Annotated in this window: 20 protein-coding genes; 3 read left to right on the forward strand and 17 right to left on the reverse strand. The window is 65.3% G+C overall.

What is annotated here, in order from left to right; genetic code table 11:
* Window positions 1–71: 71 nt before the first annotated feature.
* The 7 genes from ilvA to lspA form a co-directional block, all read right to left on the reverse strand.
* Entirely contained in the window at window positions 72–1,397 is a 1,326-nt protein-coding gene (gene ilvA, locus BH683_RS14920; RefSeq protein WP_210405223.1) for a threonine ammonia-lyase IlvA, read from the reverse strand.
* A 112-nt stretch (window positions 1,398–1,509) separates the two neighbouring features.
* A complete protein-coding gene (locus BH683_RS14925; RefSeq protein WP_084837049.1) occupies window positions 1,510–1,947 on the reverse strand; it encodes a nitroreductase family deazaflavin-dependent oxidoreductase in 438 nt (145 codons plus the stop codon).
* A 111-nt stretch (window positions 1,948–2,058) separates the two neighbouring features.
* Window positions 2,059–5,604: a DNA polymerase III subunit alpha gene (gene dnaE / locus BH683_RS14930; RefSeq protein ID WP_084837050.1), complete on the reverse strand. Its 3,546-nt coding sequence runs from the start codon at window positions 5,602–5,604 to the stop codon at window positions 2,059–2,061.
* 206 nt (window positions 5,605–5,810) lie between these two features.
* The gene (locus BH683_RS14935) at window positions 5,811–7,097 is read right to left on the reverse strand and encodes a serine/threonine-protein kinase (protein ID WP_094647501.1); all 1,287 of its coding nucleotides are present in this window, start codon (window positions 7,095–7,097) and stop codon (window positions 5,811–5,813) included.
* 99 nt (window positions 7,098–7,196) lie between these two features.
* A complete protein-coding gene (locus tag BH683_RS14940; protein ID WP_084837051.1) occupies window positions 7,197–7,880 on the reverse strand; it encodes a hypothetical protein in 684 nt (227 codons plus the stop codon).
* A gap of 5 nt (window positions 7,881–7,885) precedes the next feature.
* Window positions 7,886–8,812 (reverse strand): RluA family pseudouridine synthase, encoded by a 927-nt coding sequence (locus BH683_RS14945; RefSeq protein ID WP_084837052.1) that lies wholly within the window; start codon window positions 8,810–8,812, stop codon window positions 7,886–7,888.
* Entirely contained in the window at window positions 8,812–9,405 is a 594-nt protein-coding gene (gene lspA, locus BH683_RS14950; RefSeq protein WP_246833396.1) for a signal peptidase II, read from the reverse strand. The genes BH683_RS14945 and lspA overlap by 1 nt, the downstream gene beginning before the upstream one ends.
* A 111-nt stretch (window positions 9,406–9,516) precedes the next feature.
* Here lspA and BH683_RS14955 point away from each other — a divergent pair, with 111 nt between their 5' ends.
* Window positions 9,517–10,503 (forward strand): hypothetical protein, encoded by a 987-nt coding sequence (locus BH683_RS14955; RefSeq protein WP_246833386.1) that lies wholly within the window; start codon window positions 9,517–9,519, stop codon window positions 10,501–10,503.
* A 79-nt stretch (window positions 10,504–10,582) separates the two neighbouring features.
* Here the strand turns inward: BH683_RS14955 and BH683_RS14960 are convergent, their stop codons facing one another.
* A complete protein-coding gene (locus tag BH683_RS14960; protein WP_168187052.1) occupies window positions 10,583–11,107 on the reverse strand; it encodes a hypothetical protein in 525 nt (174 codons plus the stop codon).
* A gap of 147 nt (window positions 11,108–11,254) precedes the next feature.
* On the opposite strand from BH683_RS14960, the gene BH683_RS14965 reads away from it, so the two are divergent.
* Window positions 11,255–12,187, forward strand: coding sequence for an asparaginase (locus BH683_RS14965; protein WP_084837054.1), 933 nt, complete (start codon window positions 11,255–11,257; stop codon window positions 12,185–12,187).
* 17 nt (window positions 12,188–12,204) lie between these two features.
* Here BH683_RS14965 and BH683_RS14970 read toward each other — a convergent pair whose 3' ends face one another.
* The gene (locus BH683_RS14970) at window positions 12,205–13,608 is read right to left on the reverse strand and encodes a DNA polymerase IV (protein ID WP_281492315.1); all 1,404 of its coding nucleotides are present in this window, start codon (window positions 13,606–13,608) and stop codon (window positions 12,205–12,207) included.
* Window positions 13,609–13,637: 29 nt separating this feature from the next.
* The gene (locus BH683_RS14975) at window positions 13,638–14,099 is read right to left on the reverse strand and encodes a nitroreductase/quinone reductase family protein (protein ID WP_084837055.1); all 462 of its coding nucleotides are present in this window, start codon (window positions 14,097–14,099) and stop codon (window positions 13,638–13,640) included.
* Window positions 14,100–14,215: 116 nt separating this feature from the next.
* On the opposite strand from BH683_RS14975, the gene BH683_RS14980 reads away from it, so the two are divergent.
* Window positions 14,216–14,923 carry a TetR/AcrR family transcriptional regulator gene (locus tag BH683_RS14980; RefSeq protein ID WP_084837056.1) on the forward strand — a complete coding sequence of 236 codons (708 nt, stop codon included), beginning with the start codon at window positions 14,216–14,218 and terminating at the stop codon, window positions 14,921–14,923.
* A gap of 60 nt (window positions 14,924–14,983) precedes the next feature.
* Here the strand turns inward: BH683_RS14980 and ileS are convergent, their stop codons facing one another.
* From ileS to pgeF, 7 genes are all read right to left on the reverse strand, one after another.
* Window positions 14,984–18,220, reverse strand: coding sequence for an isoleucine--tRNA ligase (ileS, locus tag BH683_RS14985; protein ID WP_281492316.1), 3,237 nt, complete (start codon window positions 18,218–18,220; stop codon window positions 14,984–14,986).
* A 235-nt stretch (window positions 18,221–18,455) separates the two neighbouring features.
* Entirely contained in the window at window positions 18,456–18,821 is a 366-nt protein-coding gene (locus BH683_RS14990; protein WP_084837057.1) for a hypothetical protein, read from the reverse strand.
* A gap of 46 nt (window positions 18,822–18,867) precedes the next feature.
* Complete coding sequence (locus BH683_RS14995) at window positions 18,868–19,686, reverse strand: DivIVA domain-containing protein (RefSeq protein ID WP_084837058.1); 819 nt, start codon at window positions 19,684–19,686, stop codon at window positions 18,868–18,870.
* A gap of 389 nt (window positions 19,687–20,075) precedes the next feature.
* Window positions 20,076–20,357: a YggT family protein gene (locus tag BH683_RS15000; RefSeq protein ID WP_084837059.1), complete on the reverse strand. Its 282-nt coding sequence runs from the start codon at window positions 20,355–20,357 to the stop codon at window positions 20,076–20,078.
* 66 nt (window positions 20,358–20,423) lie between these two features.
* Complete coding sequence (gene sepF / locus BH683_RS15005) at window positions 20,424–21,176, reverse strand: cell division protein SepF (RefSeq protein WP_084837060.1); 753 nt, start codon at window positions 21,174–21,176, stop codon at window positions 20,424–20,426.
* A gap of 80 nt (window positions 21,177–21,256) precedes the next feature.
* Complete coding sequence (locus tag BH683_RS15010) at window positions 21,257–22,015, reverse strand: YggS family pyridoxal phosphate-dependent enzyme (protein ID WP_246833387.1); 759 nt, start codon at window positions 22,013–22,015, stop codon at window positions 21,257–21,259.
* Window positions 22,008–22,745 (reverse strand): peptidoglycan editing factor PgeF, encoded by a 738-nt coding sequence (gene pgeF / locus BH683_RS15015; protein ID WP_084837062.1) that lies wholly within the window; start codon window positions 22,743–22,745, stop codon window positions 22,008–22,010. The genes BH683_RS15010 and pgeF overlap by 8 nt, the downstream gene beginning before the upstream one ends.
* Window position 22,746: the final 1 nt, after the last annotated feature.

The following is a 22,746-nucleotide window of genomic DNA, read 5'->3' on the forward strand; positions in this document are numbered from 1 at the left end:
CCGCAAACGCTCCACAAATACGAGCACGCTCCACATATTTGTGGAGCGTCCTTGTATTTGTGGAGCGTTTGTCAGGTCAGGTATCGGTACGCGGGTGATCCCGGTTCGAGCCGCTCGCAGATCAACCGTGAACTGTTCATCCGGTCCAGGAGCGGACTCAGTCCACCGGGTGCACCGAGTTCGACGCCGACGAGGGCGGCGCCGGTCTCGCGGTTGTTGCGCTTGACGTACTCGAACAAGGTGATGTCATCGTCGGGACCCAGCACCTCGTTGAGGAACCCCCGCAACGCGCCGGGCTCCTGGGGGAAGTCCACCAGGAAGTAGTGCTTGAGCCCACGATGGACCAGCGACCGTTCGATGACCTCTCCGTAACGGGACACGTCGTTGTTCCCACCTGACAGCAGGCACACGACCGTCCACCCCGGTTCGATGGGCAGATCCTCGAGGGCGGTCACAGCGAGCGCTCCCGCGGGTTCGGCGATGATGCCCTCGTTCTGATACAGCTCGAGCATCGCCGAACAGATCGCGCCCTCATCGACGTGAGTGATGTGTACGGAGCCGGCAGGCAGCTTCTCGTGGCCACGATGGACAGTGGCCGACGGCGGTAGGTCCGGATGCGCAGCGACCGTGGCACCGGCCTGCGACATCACCTGATGCCCGAGTCCGCCGATCCGTTTGACCGCGGCTCCGTCGACGAAGGGATCGATGCCGCTCAGGGTGACCGGTCCCCCGTCGACCAGCGCTGCAGACAACGACACCGCGCCGGTCGGCTCCACACCGACGATACGAACCTGATCGCTCAGCGAACGGAGGTAGGTGGTCATGCCTGCGATCGCGCCGCCACCGCCCACCGGGACGATGACCAGATCCGGCAGCTGACCCAGTTGCTCCACGATCTCTTTCGAGATCGTTCCCTGGCCTGCGGCGGTGCGGGTGTCGTCAAAGGCATGGATCCACGTCGCACCGGTCTCGAGGACGTCGGCCTGCGCGGCCGCCGCCGCCGCGTCGTAGGTGTCTCCCACCGAGATCAACTCGACGAACTCTCCGCCATGCCAACGGATCCGGTCACGCTTTTGCTTCGGAGTGCTGGTGGGCACGTAGATCCGGCTTGTGATCTTCATGGTGCGGGCCGCGTAAGCCACACCCTGAGCGTGATTCCCGGCGCTCGCGGCCACCACCCCGGCCGCCCGTTCGGCGTCGGTCAGCATGGACATCACGTTGTAGGCGCCGCGGATCTTGTACGACCGCACCGACTGCAGATCCTCGCGCTTGAGATACACCTGAGCACCCGTCGCCGCGGACAGACGCTCCGAGATCTGGAGCGGAGTCGCGACCACCACACCGCCAATCCGCTTGGCCGCCGCGTCGATGGCGGCGGCGTCCAAAGCAGCGCTCACGTGCGATGTGGTGGTGGCGGAGTCGACCGGCTGTCCTGTAGTCACGCCATCAATCGTCTCAGACGACGGTCGAGCTCCGCCCCCGGCTACGTCTCACCTCACCCAACAGAAATTACTTCGCGGGTTCGAGAACGAACACCGGAATCTCCCGGTCTGTCTTCTCCTGGTACTCCGCGTACGGCGGGAAGGCCGCAACTGCGCGCTCCCACCAGATCGCCTTCTCGTCGCCGGTCACCTCACGAGCGACCATGTCCTGCACAGTCGGGCCGTCCTGCAGTTCGACCTGCGGGTGCGCGACCACGTTGTAGTACCAGACCGGGTTCTTCGGAGCACCACCGAGCGAGGCGACCACCGCGTACTTTCCGTCGTGCTCGACACGCATCAGCGGGGACTTGCGAAGCTTGCCCGACTTGTTGCCGACAGTGGTCAGGACCACGACCGGCATGCCGTTGAGCTCCGTGCCCTCCGTGCCGCCTGACTTCTCGTACTTCTCGGCCTGCTCACGCGCCCAATCGCTGGTACTCGGCTCGTATTCACCCTGAAGTGGCATCGATCAACCTCCATGTTGTTCTCACACGCTCCCGAGCTCCCCCGGGGCGCGTGAAGCGTCGTTCTCCGTCAACCACACTCGCGAGCCCAGTATTCCAGGCCGTGGGCGGAATCAACTGGCCATACAGGCCGGTCCGAGCAGCGCTTTCAGGTCGCCCATCAGCGCCGACGTCGGGTTCACCCGAAGCTGATCGTCGAGTTTCAGGGTGGTCTGTTTGTTGCCGCTGACCAGTCGCACGTGCACGTCGGCTGTCCCCGGATGACGCACCAGCACCTGTTTGAGCGCACTGACCCGGTCCGCGGTACACAGCCTGGTCGGCATGATCAGCGAGAGCGGCTTGTCCACACCCACGTGCGAAAGATCGGGCACCGCAAGGTCATTGGCGGAGATCATCATGCTGTCGTCGCGCAGGTTCACCCGAGCCTTGACAAGCACGACGGCATCGGAGGCGATGTCCATCCCGTAGGCCTGATAGGCGCGCGGGAAGAAGTACACCTCGACCCCACCGACCATGTCCTCGATCTGGACCACGGCATAGGACTCTCCCTTTTTGTTCACCCGCCGGGTGACCGCCGAGATGATCCCGCCGATGACGATCTGGGCGCCGTCCTTGACGTTTCCTTCGAGCAACGAGCTGATCGAGGTGTCGGTCTGCGCAGAGATGACGTGCTCGACACCGTTCAGTGGATGCCCGGACACGTAGAGACCCAACATCTCTCGCTCCAGTGCGAGTTTGTGTTTGGTGTCCCACTCTTCTTCCGGCACCTTGACCGCGAAGGCGTCGTCCGTCACGCCTTCGCCGCCACCGGCATCACCGAAGAGGTCGAACTGACCGACCGCCTCGGCCTTCTTGGTGCCCAGAACCGCATCCACGGCATCGGCATGAACGAGGAACAGGCCCTTGCGGGCATGGCCGAGGGAGTCGAATGCCCCCGCCTTGATGAGGGACTCGGTGACCTTCTTGTTGCAGGCCGTGACACTGATCTTGCCCAGGTAATCGGAGAAACTCGTGAAGTTCGACTTCTCCTCCCGCGCAGCCAGGATCGAGGCCACCACCCCGGTACCCACGTTGCGCACCGCCGCCAGACCGAAGCGGATGTCGCCGCCGACCGCGGCGAAGTTCTGCTGCGACTCGTTGACGTCCGGCGGCAGCACAGTGATGCCCAGACGACGGCAGTCGGCCAGGTAGATCGCGGCCTTGTCCTTGTCGTCGGCCACGGAGGTGAGTAGCCCGGCCATGTACTCGGCCGGATAGTTTGCCTTGAGGTAGGCCGTCCAGAACGAGACCAGGCCGTAGCCGGCGGCGTGCGACTTGTTGAAGGCGTAGCCGGCGAACGGAAGAATGGTGTCCCACAGCGCCTTGATGGCCGCCTCGGAGAAGCCGTTGTCCAGCATGCCCTGACGGAAACCGGCATACGCTTTCTCGAGCTCGGACAGCTTCTTCTTACCCATGGCGCGACGCAGGAGGTCGGCCTGTCCGAGCGAGTACCCGGCGACCTTCTGGGCGATCTGCATGATCTGCTCTTGATAGACGATCAGGCCGTAGGTATCGGCGAGGATCTCTTTGAGCGGTTCCTCGAGTTCAGGGTGGATCGGCGACACGGGCTGCCGGTTGTTCTTGCGATCGGCATAGTCGTTGTGGGCGTTCATACCCATCGGGCCGGGGCGGTACAGCGCGAGGACTGCGACGATGTCCCCGAACCCGGTGGGCTGCATGCGCTTGAGGAGCTCGCGCATCGGGCCACCGTCGAGCTGGAAGACACCCAACGTGTCGCCCCTGGCCAGCAGCTCGTACGTCTTGGGATCGTCCAGCGGCAACGAATCCAGATCCAGATCCATGTTGCGGTTGAGTTTGAGGTTGTCGATCGCATCGCCGATGACCGTGAGGTTGCGAAGCCCCAGGAAGTCCATCTTCAGCAGCCCGATGGCCTCACACGACGGATAATCCCAGCCGGTGATGATCGCGCCGTCCTGCGCACGCTTCCAGACCGGAATCGCCTCGGTCAGCGGCTCGGACGACATGATCACGGCGCAGGCGTGCACACCCGCGTTGCGGATCAGGCCTTCCAGACCCAGCGCGGTGTCATAGATCTTCTTGACGTCCGGGTCGGTCTCGATCAGCTGGCGGACTTCGCTGGCTTCTTTGTACCGCTCGTGCGAGCTGTCGGTGATGCCGGCGATCGTGATGTCCTTGGCCATGATCGGCGGCGGCAGCGCCTTCGCGATCCGGTCGGCGATCGCGTACCCGGGCTGACCGAACTGGACGCGGGCCGAGTCCTTGATGGCGGCCTTGGTCTTGATGGTGCCGAAGGTGATGACCTGGGCGACCTTGTCGCTGCCCCAGCGCTCGGTCGCATACCGCACCATGTCGCCGCGGCGGCGATCATCGAAGTCGATGTCGATGTCGGGCATCGACACACGCTCGGGGTTGAGGAATCGCTCGAAGAGAAGTCCGTACGGGATGGGGTCGATGTTCGTGATGCCCAGAGCCCAGGCCACGAGCGATCCGGCGGCGGAACCACGGCCCGGACCCACCCGGATCCCGACCTCGTTCGCATGCCGGATCAGGTCGCCGACCACGAGAAAGTAAGCGGGAAAACCCATCTGGATGATGACGTCGAGCTCGTAGTTGGCGCGTTCGAGATATTCCTGCGGCACCTCGCGACCGGGGAACCGCCGGTTCTTGAGACCTTCCGCGACCTCTTTGCGCAGCCAGGTCTGTTGTGTCTGACCTTCCGGCACCGGGAACACCGGCATCCGGTCGCGGTGCTCGAACACCTCGGCGTAGCTCTGCACCCGCTCACCGATGAGCAGGGTGTTGTCGCAACCACCCGGGACCTCTTTGTCCCACAGCTCGCGCATCTCGGCGGCCGACTTGAGGTAGTAGCCGTCGCCGTCGAACTTGAAGCGGGTCGGGTCGGACAGCGTCTTACCGGTCTGAACACACAGCAACGCCTCGTGGCTCGCGGCATGGCCCTTGGTGACGTAGTGGCAGTCATTGGTCACCAGAGGCGGGATACCGAGTTTGCGGCCGATCTCCAGCAGCCCGTCCCGGACCCGGCTCTCGATCTCGAGGCCGTGTTCCATCAGCTCGAGAAAGAAGTTCTCCTTGCCGAAGATGTCCTGCCACTTGGCCGCGGCCTCGAGGGCCTCCTGGTCGTGGCCGAGGCGCAGGCGGGTCTGCACTTCGCCGGAGGGACACCCGGTGGTCGCGATGATGCCCTCGGCGTGGGTGGCGATGATCTCCGCGTCCATACGCGACCACTTACCGAGCTGACCCTCGATCGAGGCGAGCGAGGACAGTTTGAACAAGTTCTTGAGGCCGGTTGCGTTCTCGGCGACCATCGTCATGTGGGTGTACGCGCCGCTACCGGAGACGTCATCACCCTTTTGATCCCGGTTACCCCACAACACCCGCTTGGTGTTGAAGCGCGACTCGGGCGCGATGTACGCCTCGATACCGATGATCGGCTTGATGTCCATCTTGGTGGCGACGTTGTAGAACTCGCTGCCGCCGAACATGTTTCCGTGGTCGGTCATGCCGATCGAAGTCATCTCGAGGCGCTTGGCCTCGGCAATCATCGGGTTGACCTTGGCCGCCCCGTCGAGCATCGAATACTCGGTGTGGTTGTGCAGATGGACAAACGAATCCGACACGCGTCGCCTCTCATTTCGAACCCACGAACGCCTGCGGTCTACCCGAGATCAACTCCGACGCCGCAAGAACCCTCAGTCTAGGCGGGGCCACCGACGCGGTTCGTCAGGCGCGGCGCAGCGGTACCGAAGTGGTGACTGTGGGTCTGATGTGACTGGCGATCGAGGCCTGCTCGTCGTCGCCCCAGAACGGTCAGGAGACGAGCGGCTCAGGCGACGAGGAGGATCGCCACCAAGATGGCGATGGCGATGACCACCAACCCGATGAACAGCGCAATCATGACGGCGTTCGAGCCCGACTGGGCATCCTTCCCGCCGGCTTGACGCGGCGCGACCTGGTGCTGCGGTGAGATCTGGGCCGCATTCTGATGGGGACCGGAATGACGAGAGACCCCCTGCGCGGGACGAGAAGCTTGGCCGTATTGGGGGCCCTGACCGTAGAGGGAGCTCTGGCCGTACTGGGCACCCTGGCCGTACTGGGAGCTGGGAGCGGGCGTGTTCGGTCTGGAACCGGCCTGCCCTGCCGGAGGTGTCGAATACCGCGTCGCGCCCTGCTGAACCGATCTCGACGAACTCGACGACCGGTCGGGCGCGCCCTTGTACGACCCCTGACCGGCGCTCTGCCGGAATGCAGACTGCAAGGCGTCGGTGAACTGCCTGCAATTGGCGAAACGATCATCGGCTTCCTTCGCCATGGCCTTGGCGATCACCGAGTCGACGGCCGGCGGGACCGCGGGCACCAGCTCCGACAACTTGGGAACCGGTTTGCTCAGATGCCCGGTGATGACGTCGGCGGTGCTCTCACCCTTGAACGGCACCCGACCGGCGATGAGATGGAATGTCGTCGCCGCCAACGAATATTGATCGGTCCGTGGATCGACCTGTTGACCTTTGAGTTGTTCGGGTGACGCATACGACAACGTCGCCAGTACGGTGCCGACCACCGTCAGCGACTCGGTCTCGTTCGCGGCCTTGGCCACCCCGAAGTCGGTGAGCAGCACGCGCTGTTCGTCGGCCAGGCTCGGATCGAGGCTTCCATCGACCTCGGAGAGCAGGATGTTGGCGGGCTTGATGTCACGGTGTAGCAGCTGCTTGCGATGTGCGTAGTCCAGCCCCCGGGCGATCTCCGACGCGATCCGGACAACCCGCTCCGGGGGGAGACCAGTCTGCGCACCGGCCTTCTCCTGTGTCCGGTGCAGTTCCTGGGCACAGTCGGTACCAGCGACGTATTGCATCGAGATCCACAGCATGCCGTCGTTACGCCCGCGGTTGTAGATGGTCACGATATTCGGATGGTCGAGCCCGGCGGCGACCTCGGCCTCACGCAGAAAGCGCTTGCGGAACTGCTCGTTCTCCCCCACCTGCTCGCCCAGCACCTTGATCGCGTCACTGCGTGGCAGTTCCGGGTGTTTCGCCAGGTAAACAGCGCCCATCCCGCCGCTACCGAGCGCGCGCTCCACCCGATAACCGGCGATCCAGGATCCCGGCTGCAACATGATCTCCCCTATCGGCCCGCGGGCATCGTGCTCGAGTCGCGCCCCGCATGGTCTGTGCCCATCCGTCTCGTCGATTTCTAGGGGACACCCTATAACGACCTACGCTGCGGGAATGGGCCCATCGTCAGGGGTCGGTGCGACAACGGTGGTCATCGCCGGCAGCAACGGGACCACGGAGAAGAGCCCGGCGGAGGCGTCTGCAGGTAGCGCCTGCACAGCCCGCACCTGGGACATCTCGGCCAGCGTCCGCAGCCGATCGAGTGGCGCCCGCACCACGACGCCGACCACACACGCACAGCCGGCGCGAAGCCGCCCGGCGGCGACCTCCCCGACCGTACGGGCGCGCTCGGTGCCGGTGGACCGCGCGAGCACCGATTCGGCGGCGACCTGGGACGAGGCGATGAAGGACGATTCGGTGTTGCCACTGGGTACCGCCACGGTGGGCGTCTGCACACGGTCGATCGGCACGTTGAAGATGCTCTGCGACATCATCGAGGGGGCGGCCTTCTGCATCGGTGTGTGCTGGGTCAGAGACCAGACGTCCACGGTCTGCATGGGGACCACCAACGAGACCAGCGCCCACCGCGCATCGCCTGAGCCGTTCAGCGAGGCCTCGGCGCGGGCAAGGTACGCCGACACCTCCTCGCCGTTGTCAGGACCGAGTACATCGCCCGCGATCACCGGAGCAGGTACCGGATTGAGCCGGCCGACAACGTAGAGACCTGCGACCAGCAAACCCACGACGACTACCGCGGCAGATGCGATCCGGGTGGCTGAGTTCACCGAGGCTAACCGGCCCGCAATTCGTCCAGCGCGTGCTGGAGATCGGCGGGGTACGGACTGGTGAACTCCACCAGTCGACCATCGGACGGATGAGCGAACGACAGCGCGCGGGCGTGCAGCCATTGGCGCTCCAGCCCCAACCGCTTGGAGAGCACCGGATCGGCACCGTAGGTCAGGTCACCGCAGCACGGGTGATGCAGGGCAGAGAAATGCACCCGGATCTGATGGGTCCGGCCGGTCTCGAGATGGACGTCGAGCAGGCTCGCGGAACGGAACATCTCGACCGTGTCGTAATGGGTGATGCTCGGCTTTCCCGTGGCGGAAACCGTGAACTTCCAGTCGTTGCCGCGGCTGCGGCCGATGGGTGCATCGATGGTCCCACTCGGAGGATCGGGATGCCCCTGCACGATCGCGTGGTACCGCTTGTCGACGGTCCGCTGCTTGAAGGCCCGCTTGAGCAAGGTGTAGGCCCGCTCGGAGACCGCCACGACCATGACCCCGGAAGTCCCCACATCGAGGCGATGCACGATGCCCTGTCGCTCCTGGGAACCCGACGTCGAGATCCGGAAACCCGCGGCGACGAGCCCGCCGATCACGGTCGGTCCCGTCCAGCCCACCGACGCGTGGGCGGCCACCCCGACCGGTTTGTCCACGACCACGATGTCGTCATCGGAGTAGATGATCTCCATGCCCTCGACCGGCTGGGCCTCGATGGTGAGGACTCGGGCGGGTGCGGGCAACAGGACATCGAGCCACTGACCGCCGACCAGCTTGTGCGACTTACCGACCGCGACACCGTCGACGCTGATGTCCCCGTCGTCGGCCAGCGTGGCCGCCACATTTCGGGAGAGACCGAGCAGTCGTGCCACCCCGGCATCGAGACGCATGCCCTCGAGCCCCTCGGGGATCGGCATGGATCGTGCTTCGCGCATCAATGTTCCTGTCGCTTGCCATCGTCCGAGGCCTCGGACCGTTCGTTCGCCGACGAAGTCGACGAAGTTTTCGACTCCTGAATCCCGGGCTCGTTCGCCTCCGACTCCGGTGGCGCATTCTTACCGGTGCGGGTGCCGTCGAACTCGAATCCGAACAGCGTCAGACCGACCAGCAGCACCGCACCGCACACGACCGCCGAGTCGGCGATGTTGAACACCGGCCACCATCCGACGGACATGAAGTCCACCACGTGCCCGCGCAGCGGACCGGGCGCGCGAAAGATCCGGTCGATCAGGTTCCCCAGCGCACCGCCGAGCACCAATCCGAGGCCCAGCGCCCACCAGACCGAGCCGAGTCGTTTGCTGTACCGGATGATGCCCACCACCACCGCGAGGGCGACGATCGTCAGGATCCAGGTGTAGCCGGTGGCCATCGAGAAGGCGGCGCCGCTGTTGCGGACGAGTCTGAAGGTGACGGTGTCGCCGATGATCTCGACCGGGTCGCCGGGTTCGATGAGAGCGACGGCGAGAATCTTGGTGATGAGGTCGGCGGTCAACACGACCGCGGCGACGATGAGCAATACCAGCCACATTCTCGGCCGGGTTCGGACACCGGTCGGGTCGACGGAATCGTCCGCGGCGGCTGGGGTGGGGTCGGTCGTCACCTGTCCATCATCCACGATCGGCTCGATACGCTGGCTGCCGTGTCCTCTCCAGCTCCTGCGCGCATCCCCCATCGCCTCCGGATCTCTCGTCTTCTCTCCCCACCCGTCGTGGTCGCCGCGGTGTCCCTGCTGACCCTCGGCCTGGCGGGTTGCGGCTCGGACGACGATCAGCCGCCCCCACCGGCACCGACCGGTTGCGCCACCGACTCGACGGCCGGGCAGAGCGCGGCGGCGCTCCTACCGGTTCCTCCGGCCAAGGTCACCGTCCTCGATCCCGGCCTCGAGCCACGGTCCGTGCCGTCGAGCGGGTTCGACCGCGCAAACGCGCAGTCCGCGCAGCTGGTGACCACATCCACGTCCTCGTCACCCACCACCGACCGAGGTCCGGCGACAACGGCGACCACCGTGGATCTGCCCTTGACCGCACGGGTGAACTGCTCTGACGCCACCGATATCGATCTGCGAATCGGGGCTGCCGGGTCACCCGACACCGCCCTCAACCAAGCCCTCAAGGCCCAGGAGGGGTCACGGGCCGGCATGAGCATCGGGCCCGGCGTCGTCCCGATCTCCCTGCGGATCCTCCCGGGCAAAGACGCCGACGACACCGCAAGGCAAGCCGTGGAGGAGTCGTTGTTCGCCACCTTCCAGCGGTCGGTGACACTCCCCACAGAACCCGTGGGCGTCGGCGCGCGCTGGGAGGCGGTCCGCACGGTCAACGCCGGCGCAACCGTCCGGCAGACGATCACGGCAACCCTCACCAAACGGGAGGGTGACGTGCTGACCGTCGATTACAGCGTCGATGAGTCGCCCGTCGACTCCACGTTCCGTCTCCCCGACGGGGGTGTGCTCACCATCGAGAGCTACTCGATGACGGGTACCGGAACCGTGGTCGTCGACCTGGCCCGCGGCGTTCCTGTGTCCGGGCAGTCGAAGATCTCGGGCGGGCGCACACTGATCGGGGCCGATGCGAGCCAGCCGTTCAGTCAGCTGCTCGGGTTCGAATCGACCTGGTCGCCAGGACAGTGATTTCTCGCCCGGGACACAGACAAGCGGCGGCCCCGCGATCAGATCGCGGGGCCGCCGTTGTAGATCCTCGGGCGAGAAGCTAGCTACTCGCGGGGCACATCGGGCTCTTGACGTTGGCGCCGCTCAGGAGCAAGCACACGGTCGTCGATGAGAGCTTCCACGTGCCGTTGTCGAAGACGATGAGCGCTTCGACCTGCTGCTGCGGAGCGTCCGGCAACTGGACCTTGACGTTGGCCTTGGCCTGGTTCGTCCCGGCCGGACGCACCGGTGCGACGATTTCGTAGGTCAGGTCTGGGTTCGCTTCGCGACCTGCGACGAGCTTGTCGAAGAGCGCCGGATCCTTCTCAGAACCCTCGACGAGTTCGGTCTTCTCCGTCGCCGGGACGTTCGGATCGAGAGCCTTCTCCAACATCTGGTTGAGAGCGGCAGCCGTCGGCGGCTTCTTGGCGTTGGTCAGGTCACCACCGCCGGTGCTCGTCTCCGAGGACGCGGTCGTGCTGGTCGTTGTGGTCGGGTCGTCGCTACCGCCGTCGTCGGAACAGGCAGCGATGGACAGAAAGGCGCACACGGCAACGCCGGCGGTCACGAACTTGCGAAACTTCAAAATCCGTCCTTCTCATTGACACCTCAACACCTCGAAAGTGTGCAGGTGAGATCTGGTCGTCAGGCCGCTGGGGCCATTGGTCCTGCACCACTATGCCAAAAACATATGGATTTGACGCGTGCCCACCGTCGGCAGAAGCTATCGAGCATGGTCAAGACGGGTGCGGTGGTGTCGGTCCTCACCACCGGCGGAACGATTGCCAGTCGTGGATTCGCCGATGGCGCCCGGCCCGACGTCAGTGGCGGCGATCTCGTCGCAGGCGTCGCGCCAACTGACATCGCGCTCCGCGTCCGCGAGATCTTGCACGTCGACTCGTCGGCCATCCTGCCGACGGATCAGGACGCGATCCGGCTCGCGGTCGACGCAGAACTCGCCGATCCGAACGTCCGCGGTGTGGTCGTGACCCATGGCACCGACACCATGGAGGAGACCGCGATGCTCCTCGACCTCATGCATTCCGATCCCCGGCCGGTGATCATGACCGGTGCGCAGCGACCGGCCGACTCCCCCGACGCCGATGGCCCCGCGAATCTCTCGGCGGCCATCGCGGCGGCCACGGACGACCACCTCCGGCACCGGGGAGTGCTGATTGCCATGGGTGACACGCTGACGCCCGCACGCGGTGCGACCAAACTCGACAGCGGGGCTCCCGCTCCGTTCGCCGCTGTGCGCCCGGATCTGCCCCGCCCGGTACTACCGCCGACTTCCATCGCCGGAACGAGGGTGGATCTGCTCGCCCTGTACCCCGGCGTCGACCCGGCCCTGCTCGACTGGAGCGCAGACCGCGGGGCAGCCGGAATCGTTTTGGCAGCAACGGGTTCCGGCAACACCCACGCCGACATAGTCGACGCGGTGGGGCGGGTCATCGACCGTGGAGTGGTCGTGGTGGTGTGCTCACGGGTCCCGAAGGGCCACGTGATCGCGCACTATGGAGGTGGCGGCGGTGCCGTCGACCTGGTGAACACGGGGGCGATCATGTCGCCGTGGTTACGCGCATCCCAGTCTCGGATCGCGTTGCAGGCCATACTCGCAGGCGGCGGTCACGGCCCCGAGGTCGCCGAGTTCTTCGCGACCGAATGACCCCTGCGCTTCCCACCTCACTCCTCCTCCGCCGTCGCCGCTTTCAAGAACTCGTCCGGCCAATCCAGGGTGTGCAGCGAGTCCGCTTCTTCCAGCGCCGGGTCCTCCAGCGCGAAGGTCTTCGCGAATCCGGGCCCGCTGCTGCGGGTCTCGAACCGAACGGTCACCCGGCCGTGGCCACTGCCCTGCACCCAGCCCAGCCCGTGTTCGGGATGTCGCACGTCGTTCCCCGTTGACCACCGCAGTCGGTCCGCATCGGGGTTGCGGCCCCCGGGATGGAACGCTGGTTCCGTCGACGACTCGTCGGCGGCGGATTCTGTCCCCTCGAACTCATCGAGCTCGGGAAACATCGAGAACTGTTGCACCGCGGTCAATCCCGAGTATCCGACCCCGACGAGCCTGATGGGTCCGATCTCCTGGGGATCGATCGCCAATCGCTGCGCGGCCGCCGCGAGGACCGGCAACTCGGTGGTGGCCGCAGGCAACGTACTCGAGCGCGTCAACACCGACATGTCCGATTTCTTCAGCTTGACGACCACCGTCCGCGACCCGCGCCCGTCGCTGAGCAGCCGCCGGTGAGCCGAGGCCGCGGCGCGCTCGACCGCTGCGCGCAGCCGGACCAGATCGGTGATGTCCTCGGCGAAGGTCGATTCCGCGCTAATCTGTTTGGCCGACGCCCGCTCGGCGACCGGCCGGTCATCCACGCCTTGCGCAAGCAGGTGCAACCCCGGGCCCACCGTGGCACCCAAGACCGACGACACTTCCACCGGCGACATCCGGGCGAGATCACCGATGGTGTCGATCCCCAACCGCTGCAGCCGCTCTCCCGCAACCGGGCCGATGCCCCACAGCTTGCGCACCGGCAAGCGCGCGAGGAACTCCCGCTGCTCGGCGGGAGTGACGACGACAACCCCATCCGGCTTGGCCATGCCGGAGGCGATCTTGGCGATCTGCTTGCCGCTCCCGAAGCCCACCGACGCGGCCAGACCTACTTCATCGCTGATCCGTTTACGCACCCGCTCCGCGAACTCCCGGGCATCGTCGGCGTCCGCACCGGCCAACTCCGCGGGTTCACCGAACGCCTCGTCGAACGAGAGCATCTCGATCACGGGCACCAATTCACGGATGAGGCCGAACACGCGGACACTCACCGCCCGGTAGACCGATCCGCGCGGTGGCAGCACCACGGCGCCGGACCCGACGAGTCGTCGTGCCTGGTGCATCGGCATCGCCGAATGTGCACCGAAGACGCGTGCCTCGTAGCTGCAGCCGGCCACGACCCCGCGGCCGCCCAGTCCCCCGACCAGCACTGGGCGGCCGCGCAGTGTCGGCCGCGTGAGCTGCTCGACGGACGCGAAGAACGCATCCATGTCGATGTGCATCACCCATCGGGAACTACTGTTCCCGTCTTGCTGCCGCACAAGATCGATGGTAAGCCTCCTCGGCTCTCTCAGGTGCGCGGCTGCGCGATCAGTTCGAAGACCGGTATCGATCCAGCTGCGGACAGCAACTCAGCGTCGGTTGACTTGGCCGTGATCTTGACCGGCATCAATGCCCCGACCTCCCAGCCCCACCGCTTGAGGTAGGGCCGCAGTACAACCGGCTTGTCCTCGAGGGCGACCTCGAGCGCACGGTAGGTGACTGCGTTCCTGCCACCACGCAAGGCGCAGCTTCCTGCCGCACGGACGTTGCGCGACCACTGGGTGTCGCCGCGTGCGCCGATCAGGTAGGTACGACCACCGAGCCGGAGCGGATTGACCGGAATACGTTGCAGATTACCGGACTTGCGTCCCCGGACCTCGAGCGTCCTGGCGCCGGCGAGCGTGATGCCACGGTCGGCCAGCCAAGCGACGATGCCATTGAAGAAGTGCACGCTCTTGCCGGGGCGGTTGTAGTGGGTCATTGCGGTCATGGTGGTCTCCTCGATCGAAAATCAGTTTAGAGAGCACTGCTCTCTGATTCGTCGAGTGTGCACCCTCCACCCACAGAAAGCAAGAGCACCGCTCTCGTTTGTGGCACGATCGGCAGATGACCGACTCCCCGATCTCCGGACAACCGACTCCACGAGCACAGGCCCGGGCCCGCACGCAGCGACGGATCCTCGAACTAGGTCGTGAACACCTCGCCACCTACGGCGCGGCCGCGCTGTCCCTGCGCGCCATAGCGCGGGACCTCGACCTGGTGTCCTCAGCGGTGTACCGGTACGTGGCCTCACGGGACGACCTACTGACCCTGCTGGTCGTCGACGCCTACACAGAACTCGCCGATCAGGTCCTCGCCGCGCACGCCGCCGCGCCCGCCGACGATGCCCGCGAGCAGTTGAAACTGAGCTGCCGTGCCTTCCGGGACTGGGCGGTGGCCGAACCGGCCCGGTACGCGCTGCTGTACGGCAGCCCAGTTCCCGGATACCAAGCGCCTGCAGAACAGACGACCGAACCCGGCACCCGCGTAGTCGGACTCCTCGTGCGGACGTTCGCCGCGGCCGACGAGCACATCGTGTTCGCCTCGCCGGAGGCCGCCGCCCTGCCGACGCTGGACTTCGACTCGGTCACCCGCGGGTTCGATGTGCAGATGAGCGACGACGCCATGCACGCCGCACTTGCGCTGTGGGCCATCACCGTCGGGCTCACCAGCCTCGAGGTCTTCGGTCAGTTCGGCGCCGAGCCACCCATCGACCTGTCGGTACTGTTCACCGTGCAGATCGACGGGTTGCTCGACCGGATCGGTCTCCGATAATGGGGCCTTCTGGCGAACAAAAGACCAGGTCAGGTCCGCCAGAAGGGCACATTATCGGGGTCAGGCCTTGGCGATCGTGGCCTGGACTCCGTCGCCGAGGGCGATCCAGGGACCCGTGGGATCCTCGGAACGGCCGTCGACCAGCTCCAGACCGACCGCGAGGATCTCCCCGGCGATCAGGTCGCGATGGCGCTGCGCCCATTCCTGGTGATCGGCCGGGACGGCCAGGACCACCCTGATGCGGTCGGACACGTCGAGACCGGCCGATCGGCGTGCCTCCTGCAGTTCGCGGATCCTGTCCTTTGCCCAGCCCTCGGCTTCGAGTTCCTCGGTGACCGCGGTGTCGAGCACGACCAGTCCCGCGGCGGCCGGGAGCTCGGCCGTCGATTCCGGCTTCACCGCAACGAGTTTGCGGGTGAACTCACCGTCGAGCAGTTCGATTCCGTCGGCACTGACCACCTCGACGCCATCGCGCTCGGTGATGCTGACGTTGCCCGACTTGACCGCCTTGATGACTCGCTGCACGTCCTTGCCCAACCGTGGCCCGGCGACTCTCGCGTTCACCGCGAGCTCCACCCGCCCGTACTGATCGGCGTCCTCGGTCAGCTGCACCGACTTCACATTCATCTCGTCGGCGATGAGGTCGGTGTACGGCGCCAGCCGCGCGGCGTCCGCCGACGCGATGGTCAACGATGGCAACGGAAGTCGCACACGGAGCTTGTTCGCTTTACGCAGGCTGGACGCGACCGAGCACACGGCCTGTACGTCATCCATCGCGGCGACCAACTCCGGATCCGCCGGGAGTTCCTCGTCGGTCGGCCAGTCGGTCAAATGCACCGAGCGCTCCCCCGTCAGCCCACGCCAGATCGCCTCGGTGGCCAACGGCAGTAGCGGAGCCGCGAGCCGGCAGGCCACCTCCAGCACCGTGTACAGCGTGTCGAATGCTTCCGGGGCTTCGTCCTGGCCCGCCCAGAACCGTGAACGTGAGCGTCGCACATACCAATTGGTGAGCGCGTCACAGAAATGCCGGAACTCATCGCATGCACCGGCGACGTCGTAGGTCTCCAGCTGTCCGGTCATGGCGTCGCGGGTCGCAGCGGCCTTGGCGAGGATGTACCGGTCCAGGACGTTCGTCGACGCGGTGCTCCAGTGCGCGGGCCGCTCGGCATACAACTGCAAGAAGCTGTAGGCGTTCCACAGTGGCAGCAGGGCCTGCCGGACACCTTCACGGATACCGCGCTCTGTGACAACGAGATTGCCGCCCCGCAGGATCGGCGACGCCATCAAGAACCACCGCATGGCGTCGCTGCCGTGGCGGTCGAACACCTCGTTCACGTCAGGGTAGTTCCGCTTCGACTTCGACATCTTCTGACCGTCGTCACCCAGGACGATGCCGTGAGCGGCGACCGTTCGGAATGCAGGCCTGTCGAACAACGCCGTGGACAGCACGTGCAGGTTGTAGAACCACCCGCGGGTCTGCCCGTTGTACTCGACGATGAAATCGCCGGGACTGTGCCCGGGTTCGGTATCGGTGCCCTCGAACCAATCCGTGTTCTCGAAGGGATAGTGCACCTGGGCGAAGGGCATCGATCCCGATTCGAACCAGCAGTCGAGGACCTCGGGTACCCGGCGCATGGTCGACTTGCCGCTGGGGTCATCGGGATTGACGCGCGTGAGCTCGTCGATGTACGGCCGGTGCAGATTGTCCGGACGCACCCCGAAGTCGCGCTCGAGTTCATCGAGGCTGCCGTACACGTCCACGCGGGGGTACTCGGGATCGTCGGAGACCCACACCGGGATGGGTGCACCCCAATAGCGGTTGCGGCTGATGTTCCAGTCGCGAGCACCTTCGAGCCATTTGCCGAATTGGCCGTCGCGGATGTGTTCGGGCGACCATTCGATCTGCTTGTTCAGCTCCACCATCCGATCACGGAACGTCGTGACGGCGACGAACCATGACGGAACAGCCATGTAGATCAAGGGCTTCCCGGATCGCCACGAGTGCGGATAGGAGTGCTCGATCGTCTCGTGGCGCAGGATCTTCGCCGCCGCCTTGAGGTCTTTGATGATCACCGGGTTGGCGTCGAAGACCATCAGCCCCTCGTATGGCGGCACGAGCGCGGTGAACTTGCCGCCGGCATCGAGTGGTTGGACCACCTCGATGCCGTAGGCCGTCGCGAGCTCCATGTCTTCTTCACCGAAGGCCGGCGCCAGGTGCACGATTCCCGTGCCACTCTCGGTGGTCACATAGTCGCCGAGCAACACCCGATGCGCACCCTCGTGACCGAGGAAGAAGTCGAACGGTGGCCGGTAGTGCAGATTCTCGAGCTGCTCACCGGTGTAGGTCCCGAGAACCTCGGGGTCCTCACCCAATTCGCGCGCGTAAGCGCCGACCAGTGCGGCCGCGAGCAGATACTGCTTGCCGTCTTCGGCGCGGACATGGCTGTACTCGGTGACGGGATTGACGGCGATCGCCAGGTTCGACGGAAGCGTCCACGGCGTCGTCGTCCAGATCAGTGCGTCGACTCCGTTCAGCTCCGCAGGACCGGAGTCGCTCGTGTCCAACGTCATCCGCACGGTGACGGCCGGGTCCTGCCGCATCTTGTAGGCGTCGTCGAGCTTGCTCTCCTGGTTCGACAGGGGCGTCTGCTCGTACCAAGAGTACGGCAGGACGCGGTAACCCTGATAGACCAGTCCCTTGTCGTGGAGGGCCTTGAACGCCCACATCACCGACTCCATGAAGTCGATGTCGAGGGTCTTGTAGTCGTTGTCGAAGTCCACCCAGCGCGCCTGACGGGTGACGTACTCGCGCCATTCATCGGCGTACCGCATCACCGAGGCGCGGCAGTAGTCGTTGAACTTGGCCACACCCATGGTCTCGATCTGCGACTTGTCGGTGATACCCAGCTGCCGTTCGGCCTCGAGTTCGGCGGGCAGACCGTGCGTGTCCCACCCGAAACGCCGGTCCACCTTCTTGCCGCGCATGGTCTGGAAACGAGGTACCAGGTCTTTGACATACCCGGTCAGCAGATGCCCGTAGTGCGGCAGACCATTCGCAAAGGGAGGGCCGTCGTAGAACACGAACTCCGGGGCATCACTACGGTTCTCGATCGATGCGCGGAACGTGTCGTCGGACTGCCAGTAAGCCAGGACCCGTTGCTCCACTTCAGGGAACGATGGGGCACTCGACTTCGATCCGTCGGTCAGATCGACGATCGGGTAGACCCGGCCGGTCTGCGATGCGGTGTCCGACTCGGGGCCGTTGTCAGGGCTGACCGTCGGGTTCTGTGGGTTCACTGCCGTCTCCTCGTGCGCTGGCGTTGCTGCCTGGGCACGGGGACGAACCGACTTCTCCATCGGCCGCGGTACCACCCCGCTTGCGTCTGAAAAGACGCCACTCACTCGATCAACCGGCTGGCCGGCGATCGTCCGAGGCGTTCACGGGCCTCACCCGCCTGGTTCTACTGAGGGCCTCACAGCCCGGTTCTTCCAGATGCTCCCCGGAGATGGCCGGATCAACGCAGTTTCAAGTCTAACTCGGTCTGTCGAACCGTATTTCTTCGGTGGGCGGATCCTGGTCGCCGTCGGGCGAGATCCGCGGCATCCGCCCGGTCACCTCGTTGTCGCCTTCCGGCTGCCGCGATTCGGGACCTTCCTCAAGGTCCGATTCCGCGGACCGATCCCGAACCTCGTCAGCACGAGCATCATCATCACCGGTTCCGTCGCCGGCCGGGTCACCGGCAGAGCGGCCGATCCCGAGCAGATCGGCGATCAAGAAACCCACGCCGATCACACAGACGACGATGCAGGCGATCGCAAGCCACAACAGACCGCTGAAGAGGGCCCCCACCAGCAGGACGAATCCCACCAGGGTGGCCCCCAGCGCCAGCACCAGCACAGCAGTGTCCTAGTAATCGAGAACGTCGGCGAAGATCAGCCGGCGATCAGTTGCCAGGCTTGCTGAATCCGCCCGAGTTGGTGAATCCACCATTACCCGGATCGGACGAGAAGGCGTCGCCGCCGCGTGCATTGTCGACCGGTGCCGCACTGCCCCGTTGCTGCAGCTCTTCGAGCTGCGACTCCAGGTACGTCTTGAGGCGGGTCCGGTACTCGCGTTCGAAGGTCTTGAGCTGTTCGATTCGACCTTCGAGCACGGACCGCTGCTGGTTGATGGTGCCCATGATCTCGGTGTGCTTACGCTCGGCATCGGCCTGCAGGGCGTCGGCCTTCTCCTGAGCCTGCCGCGTCTGCGTCTCGGCGCGGGTCTGCGAGTCGGCCAAGATCGCCTCGGAACGCTGCCGGGCGTCGCTCAGCATTGCCTCGGACTTGGAGCGAGCATCGCCTACGAGCGCATCAGCGCGAGCGCGGGCATCGGCGACCATTGCCTCGGACTCACTACGTGCGTTGTTCGTGAGGCGATCGGCGGTCTCCTGAGCCAACCCGAGCACGCGGGCGGCCCGAATGCTGTGGTCCTCACCCTGGGGCGCGGCCTGCGCAACGGGTTCCGGAGCCGGTGCTGCGGGTTGCGCGAATGTCTGCGTTGCAGGCTCTGCCGCCGGTGCGGGTGACTTCTTGGCCTGATCGACCTCACCCTCGAGCTCCTCGACCCGCTGTTTCAGGTCGGAGTTCTCTTCGATCAAACGCGCCAGCTCGGCCTCGACGAAGTCGAGGAACTGGTCTACCTCGTCCTCGTTGTAGCCGCGTTTGCCGATCGGCGGTTTGCTGAACGCGACGTTGTGCACATCAGCTGGTGTCAGCCGCATTGGTCGGTCCCCTTATACCTTGTGTCGAGCATTGGTCTTCTACTTGTGTAGGTGCTGGCTCAGCTGCGCGCCGATCCATGAATCGTTGTTCCGATCGACCCGAAGTGTGGGTCGGTCAGCCATATTATTCACGATCAACATCCAGGCTGTAACTGGCGTCCATCCTGTCACACTAGAACCGTTCGTTGCACCCTGTGGTTGCTATGTCGAAATCAAACAGTCCCCGAAACGAACCATTTACCGCGGCGCGCCGGACATCTGTGACCCGTTTGTTATCAACCCACTCGATACTAGTGTGCCGATCTCGGAGCCGGCGACTGGGACGGCGTCTCGGCGAGTCGCACCCGGTCAGCCGGCGCGGCGAGATGGTCGATGCCTCTCACCGAGCGTCAGGGTGCGACCAAGGACATCGCGATCAAGACCACGATCATCGTGATCATCAGAGACAGATCGAGCCGGACCGGGCCGAGTGGGATCGGCGGCAAGATCTTCCGCAGGGCCTTGATGGGCGGATCGGTCGTCGTGAACACGCTCTCGATCACCACCACCGAAGCACCGGTGGGTCGCCATTCCCTGGCGAAGGTGCGGACCAACTCGATCACCAGGCGCCCCAGGAGCAGCAGCCAGTAGATGAAGAGGATGTAGTACAGGATTTCGCGGGCGATCGTCACGACACAACTCTGCCTGAAATCGGACGCAAATGGGAAAACGGCAGGACGCGCCGACCCCCGAGCGAGCTACTGATGGTTGTAGAAGCCGGTTTCGGCGATCTTGCGGCGATCCTCGGGCGAGACGTCGATGTCGGACGGCGCGAGCAGGAACACCTTGGTGGCGACCTTGTCGAACGAACCGTGCAGCGCGAAGGCCAGACCTGCAGCAAAGTCGACGAGCCGCTTGGCGTCCGCGTTCGTCATCTCGACGAGATCCATGATCACCGGGCTGCCGTCGCGGAACCGCTCGCCGATCGTGCGTGCCTCGGCGTAGCTGCTGGGCCGCAGGGTGGTGATCTTGCCCAGCGGGCTGCCTTCCTCGAAGACCCGGTCGATCTCGGCGCGCGAATCGAGCGCGAGGGCACCGCGGGTACTCGCTCCGACGGACGGGCCGGGTCGGGTTGCGGTGGGGCGTGCCGATGACAGCGGCTCGAGGCGTCCGGATGCGCGGGCCGGTGCTGCCGCGTAACGGTCGATGGCCTCGAACTGGGGCCGACGAGCGCCTGCGTAGGCGTACTCGGGAACGCGTTCGTACTCACCTTCGCGGAAATCGGCCTCCCGGAAGTCCCGATCCTCGACCTCGTCGCGATAGAAGGGCCGCGCGGCGGCGGGCTCGTCGGCGTACTCCCGGTATTCGGGTTCCCGGTAGTCCGCCTCGTCGCGGTAGTCGCGATCGTAACGACGCGCCCGGGCGGGGGCGGGGTCGTCGAGGTAGTCGTCTTCGTAGTCACCGGGCGGGACCATGCCGAAGTACGCCTTGAACTTGTGGATGGTGCTCATCGCATTTCCTCTTTCAGCCGCGGCCGGTACTCGACAATCCCTGTTAGTCGTGGTGCTCGTGTTACTCATGTGACTAACCGTTAGGGCGAGATTACTGGTCGATCGCCCATGATCGCGGTACCGACACGCACGCATGTCGATCCGTACTCGACAGCGATCTCCAAGTCGCCCGACATCCCCGCCGACAACTCGACGGCACCGGGATGTTCGGCGACAAACCGCTGTTGGATACCGGCGGCCCTGGCCATCCAGGCCTCCGCCGATCCGTGCAGCGGGGTGATGACCATCAATCCGCACAGTTGCAGGTGGGCAGTCTGCTCGATGTGATCGGCCAACGCAGGTAGTTCTTCTTCGACAACCCCACCACGACCTTTGGCCTCGTCGTCGTCGAGGCCGATCTGGATCAGTACCTCCAACGCCCCCTCGCGGTCACCACCCTCGCGGGCGACGCCGACAGCCCGGTCGAGAGCGTCCGCCAGCTTCAGGCTGTCCACCGAATGCACGCGATCAGCCCACCGGGCAACGGTTTTCGCCTTGTTTCTCTGCAGTTGCCCGATCATGTGGAACCGCAGATCGTCGCGACCGGTGGTGGCCCGGACCTCCTCGGCCTTGCGGCCGGCCTCGGGTTCCCGCGATTCACCGAATTCGGACGCTCCGGACTCCACGAGCGCCACCACATCCGATGCCGGGAAGAACTTGGTGACCGGGAGCAGCTGCACGTCGGACGGCTCGCGCCCCGCATCGGCGCAGGCCGCGTCGACCCGGCCACGTACGGCGGCGAGTCTGGACGCGAGTTCGGTGCGGCGACCGACGGGATCACTCCCGCCCGGATCAGGCACTGCCCGTATCCATCCAGATGACGGAGGCGATACGCCCGGTCGGCGCATCGCGTCGGTGACTGAAGAGTGCGACGTCGGTGATCGTGCACCGTGGGTCCTGCGCGACTGCAGATACGCCCGCGGCCAGGAGTTGGCGTCTGATCCCCGCACGGAGGTCGAGTCCGGGGGTGCCTTTGACAGTGCGGGTGGCGCTACCGGGCAGATGTCGCTCGACGTCCGCCTGCATGTCTGCAGGCACCTCGTACTGGGCTCCGCTCGCGGCAGGGCCCAGGAAACCTCCGATCCTGCTCACCGTGGCGCCGGCCCGTTCCATCTCCTCGAGTACGCGGGGCACGATCCCGATACGGGCTCCGACACGTCCCGCATGGACGGCGGCGATCACGCCCGCCTCCTCGTCACTCAGCAGCAACGGGACGCAGTCGGCGCTCAGGACTGCGAGCGCCAGATCCTTGGTCGTCGTCACCAGGGCGTCTGTGGCAGGAACAGGCTCGGAGATCGGGCCGTCAACCCTGGTGACGTTGCGACTGTGGATCTGTTCCATCCACACCATACGGGCGGGATCGACGCCGATCTTCTCGGCGAGTCGAACCCGGTTCTGGCGCACCGCCTCCGGGTCGTCACCGACGTGGTCGCCGAGGTTGAACGATGCGAACGCTCCGGTCGAGAAGCCTCCCGCCCGCGCGGTGACCACCCGCCTGACCCGGAACCCCTCGGTGGCGCTGGACCCCACT

The sequence above is a fragment of the Williamsia sp. 1138 genome, from assembly GCF_002095435.2.
In the GTDB taxonomy this organism is placed as follows: domain Bacteria; phylum Actinomycetota; class Actinomycetes; order Mycobacteriales; family Mycobacteriaceae; genus Williamsia.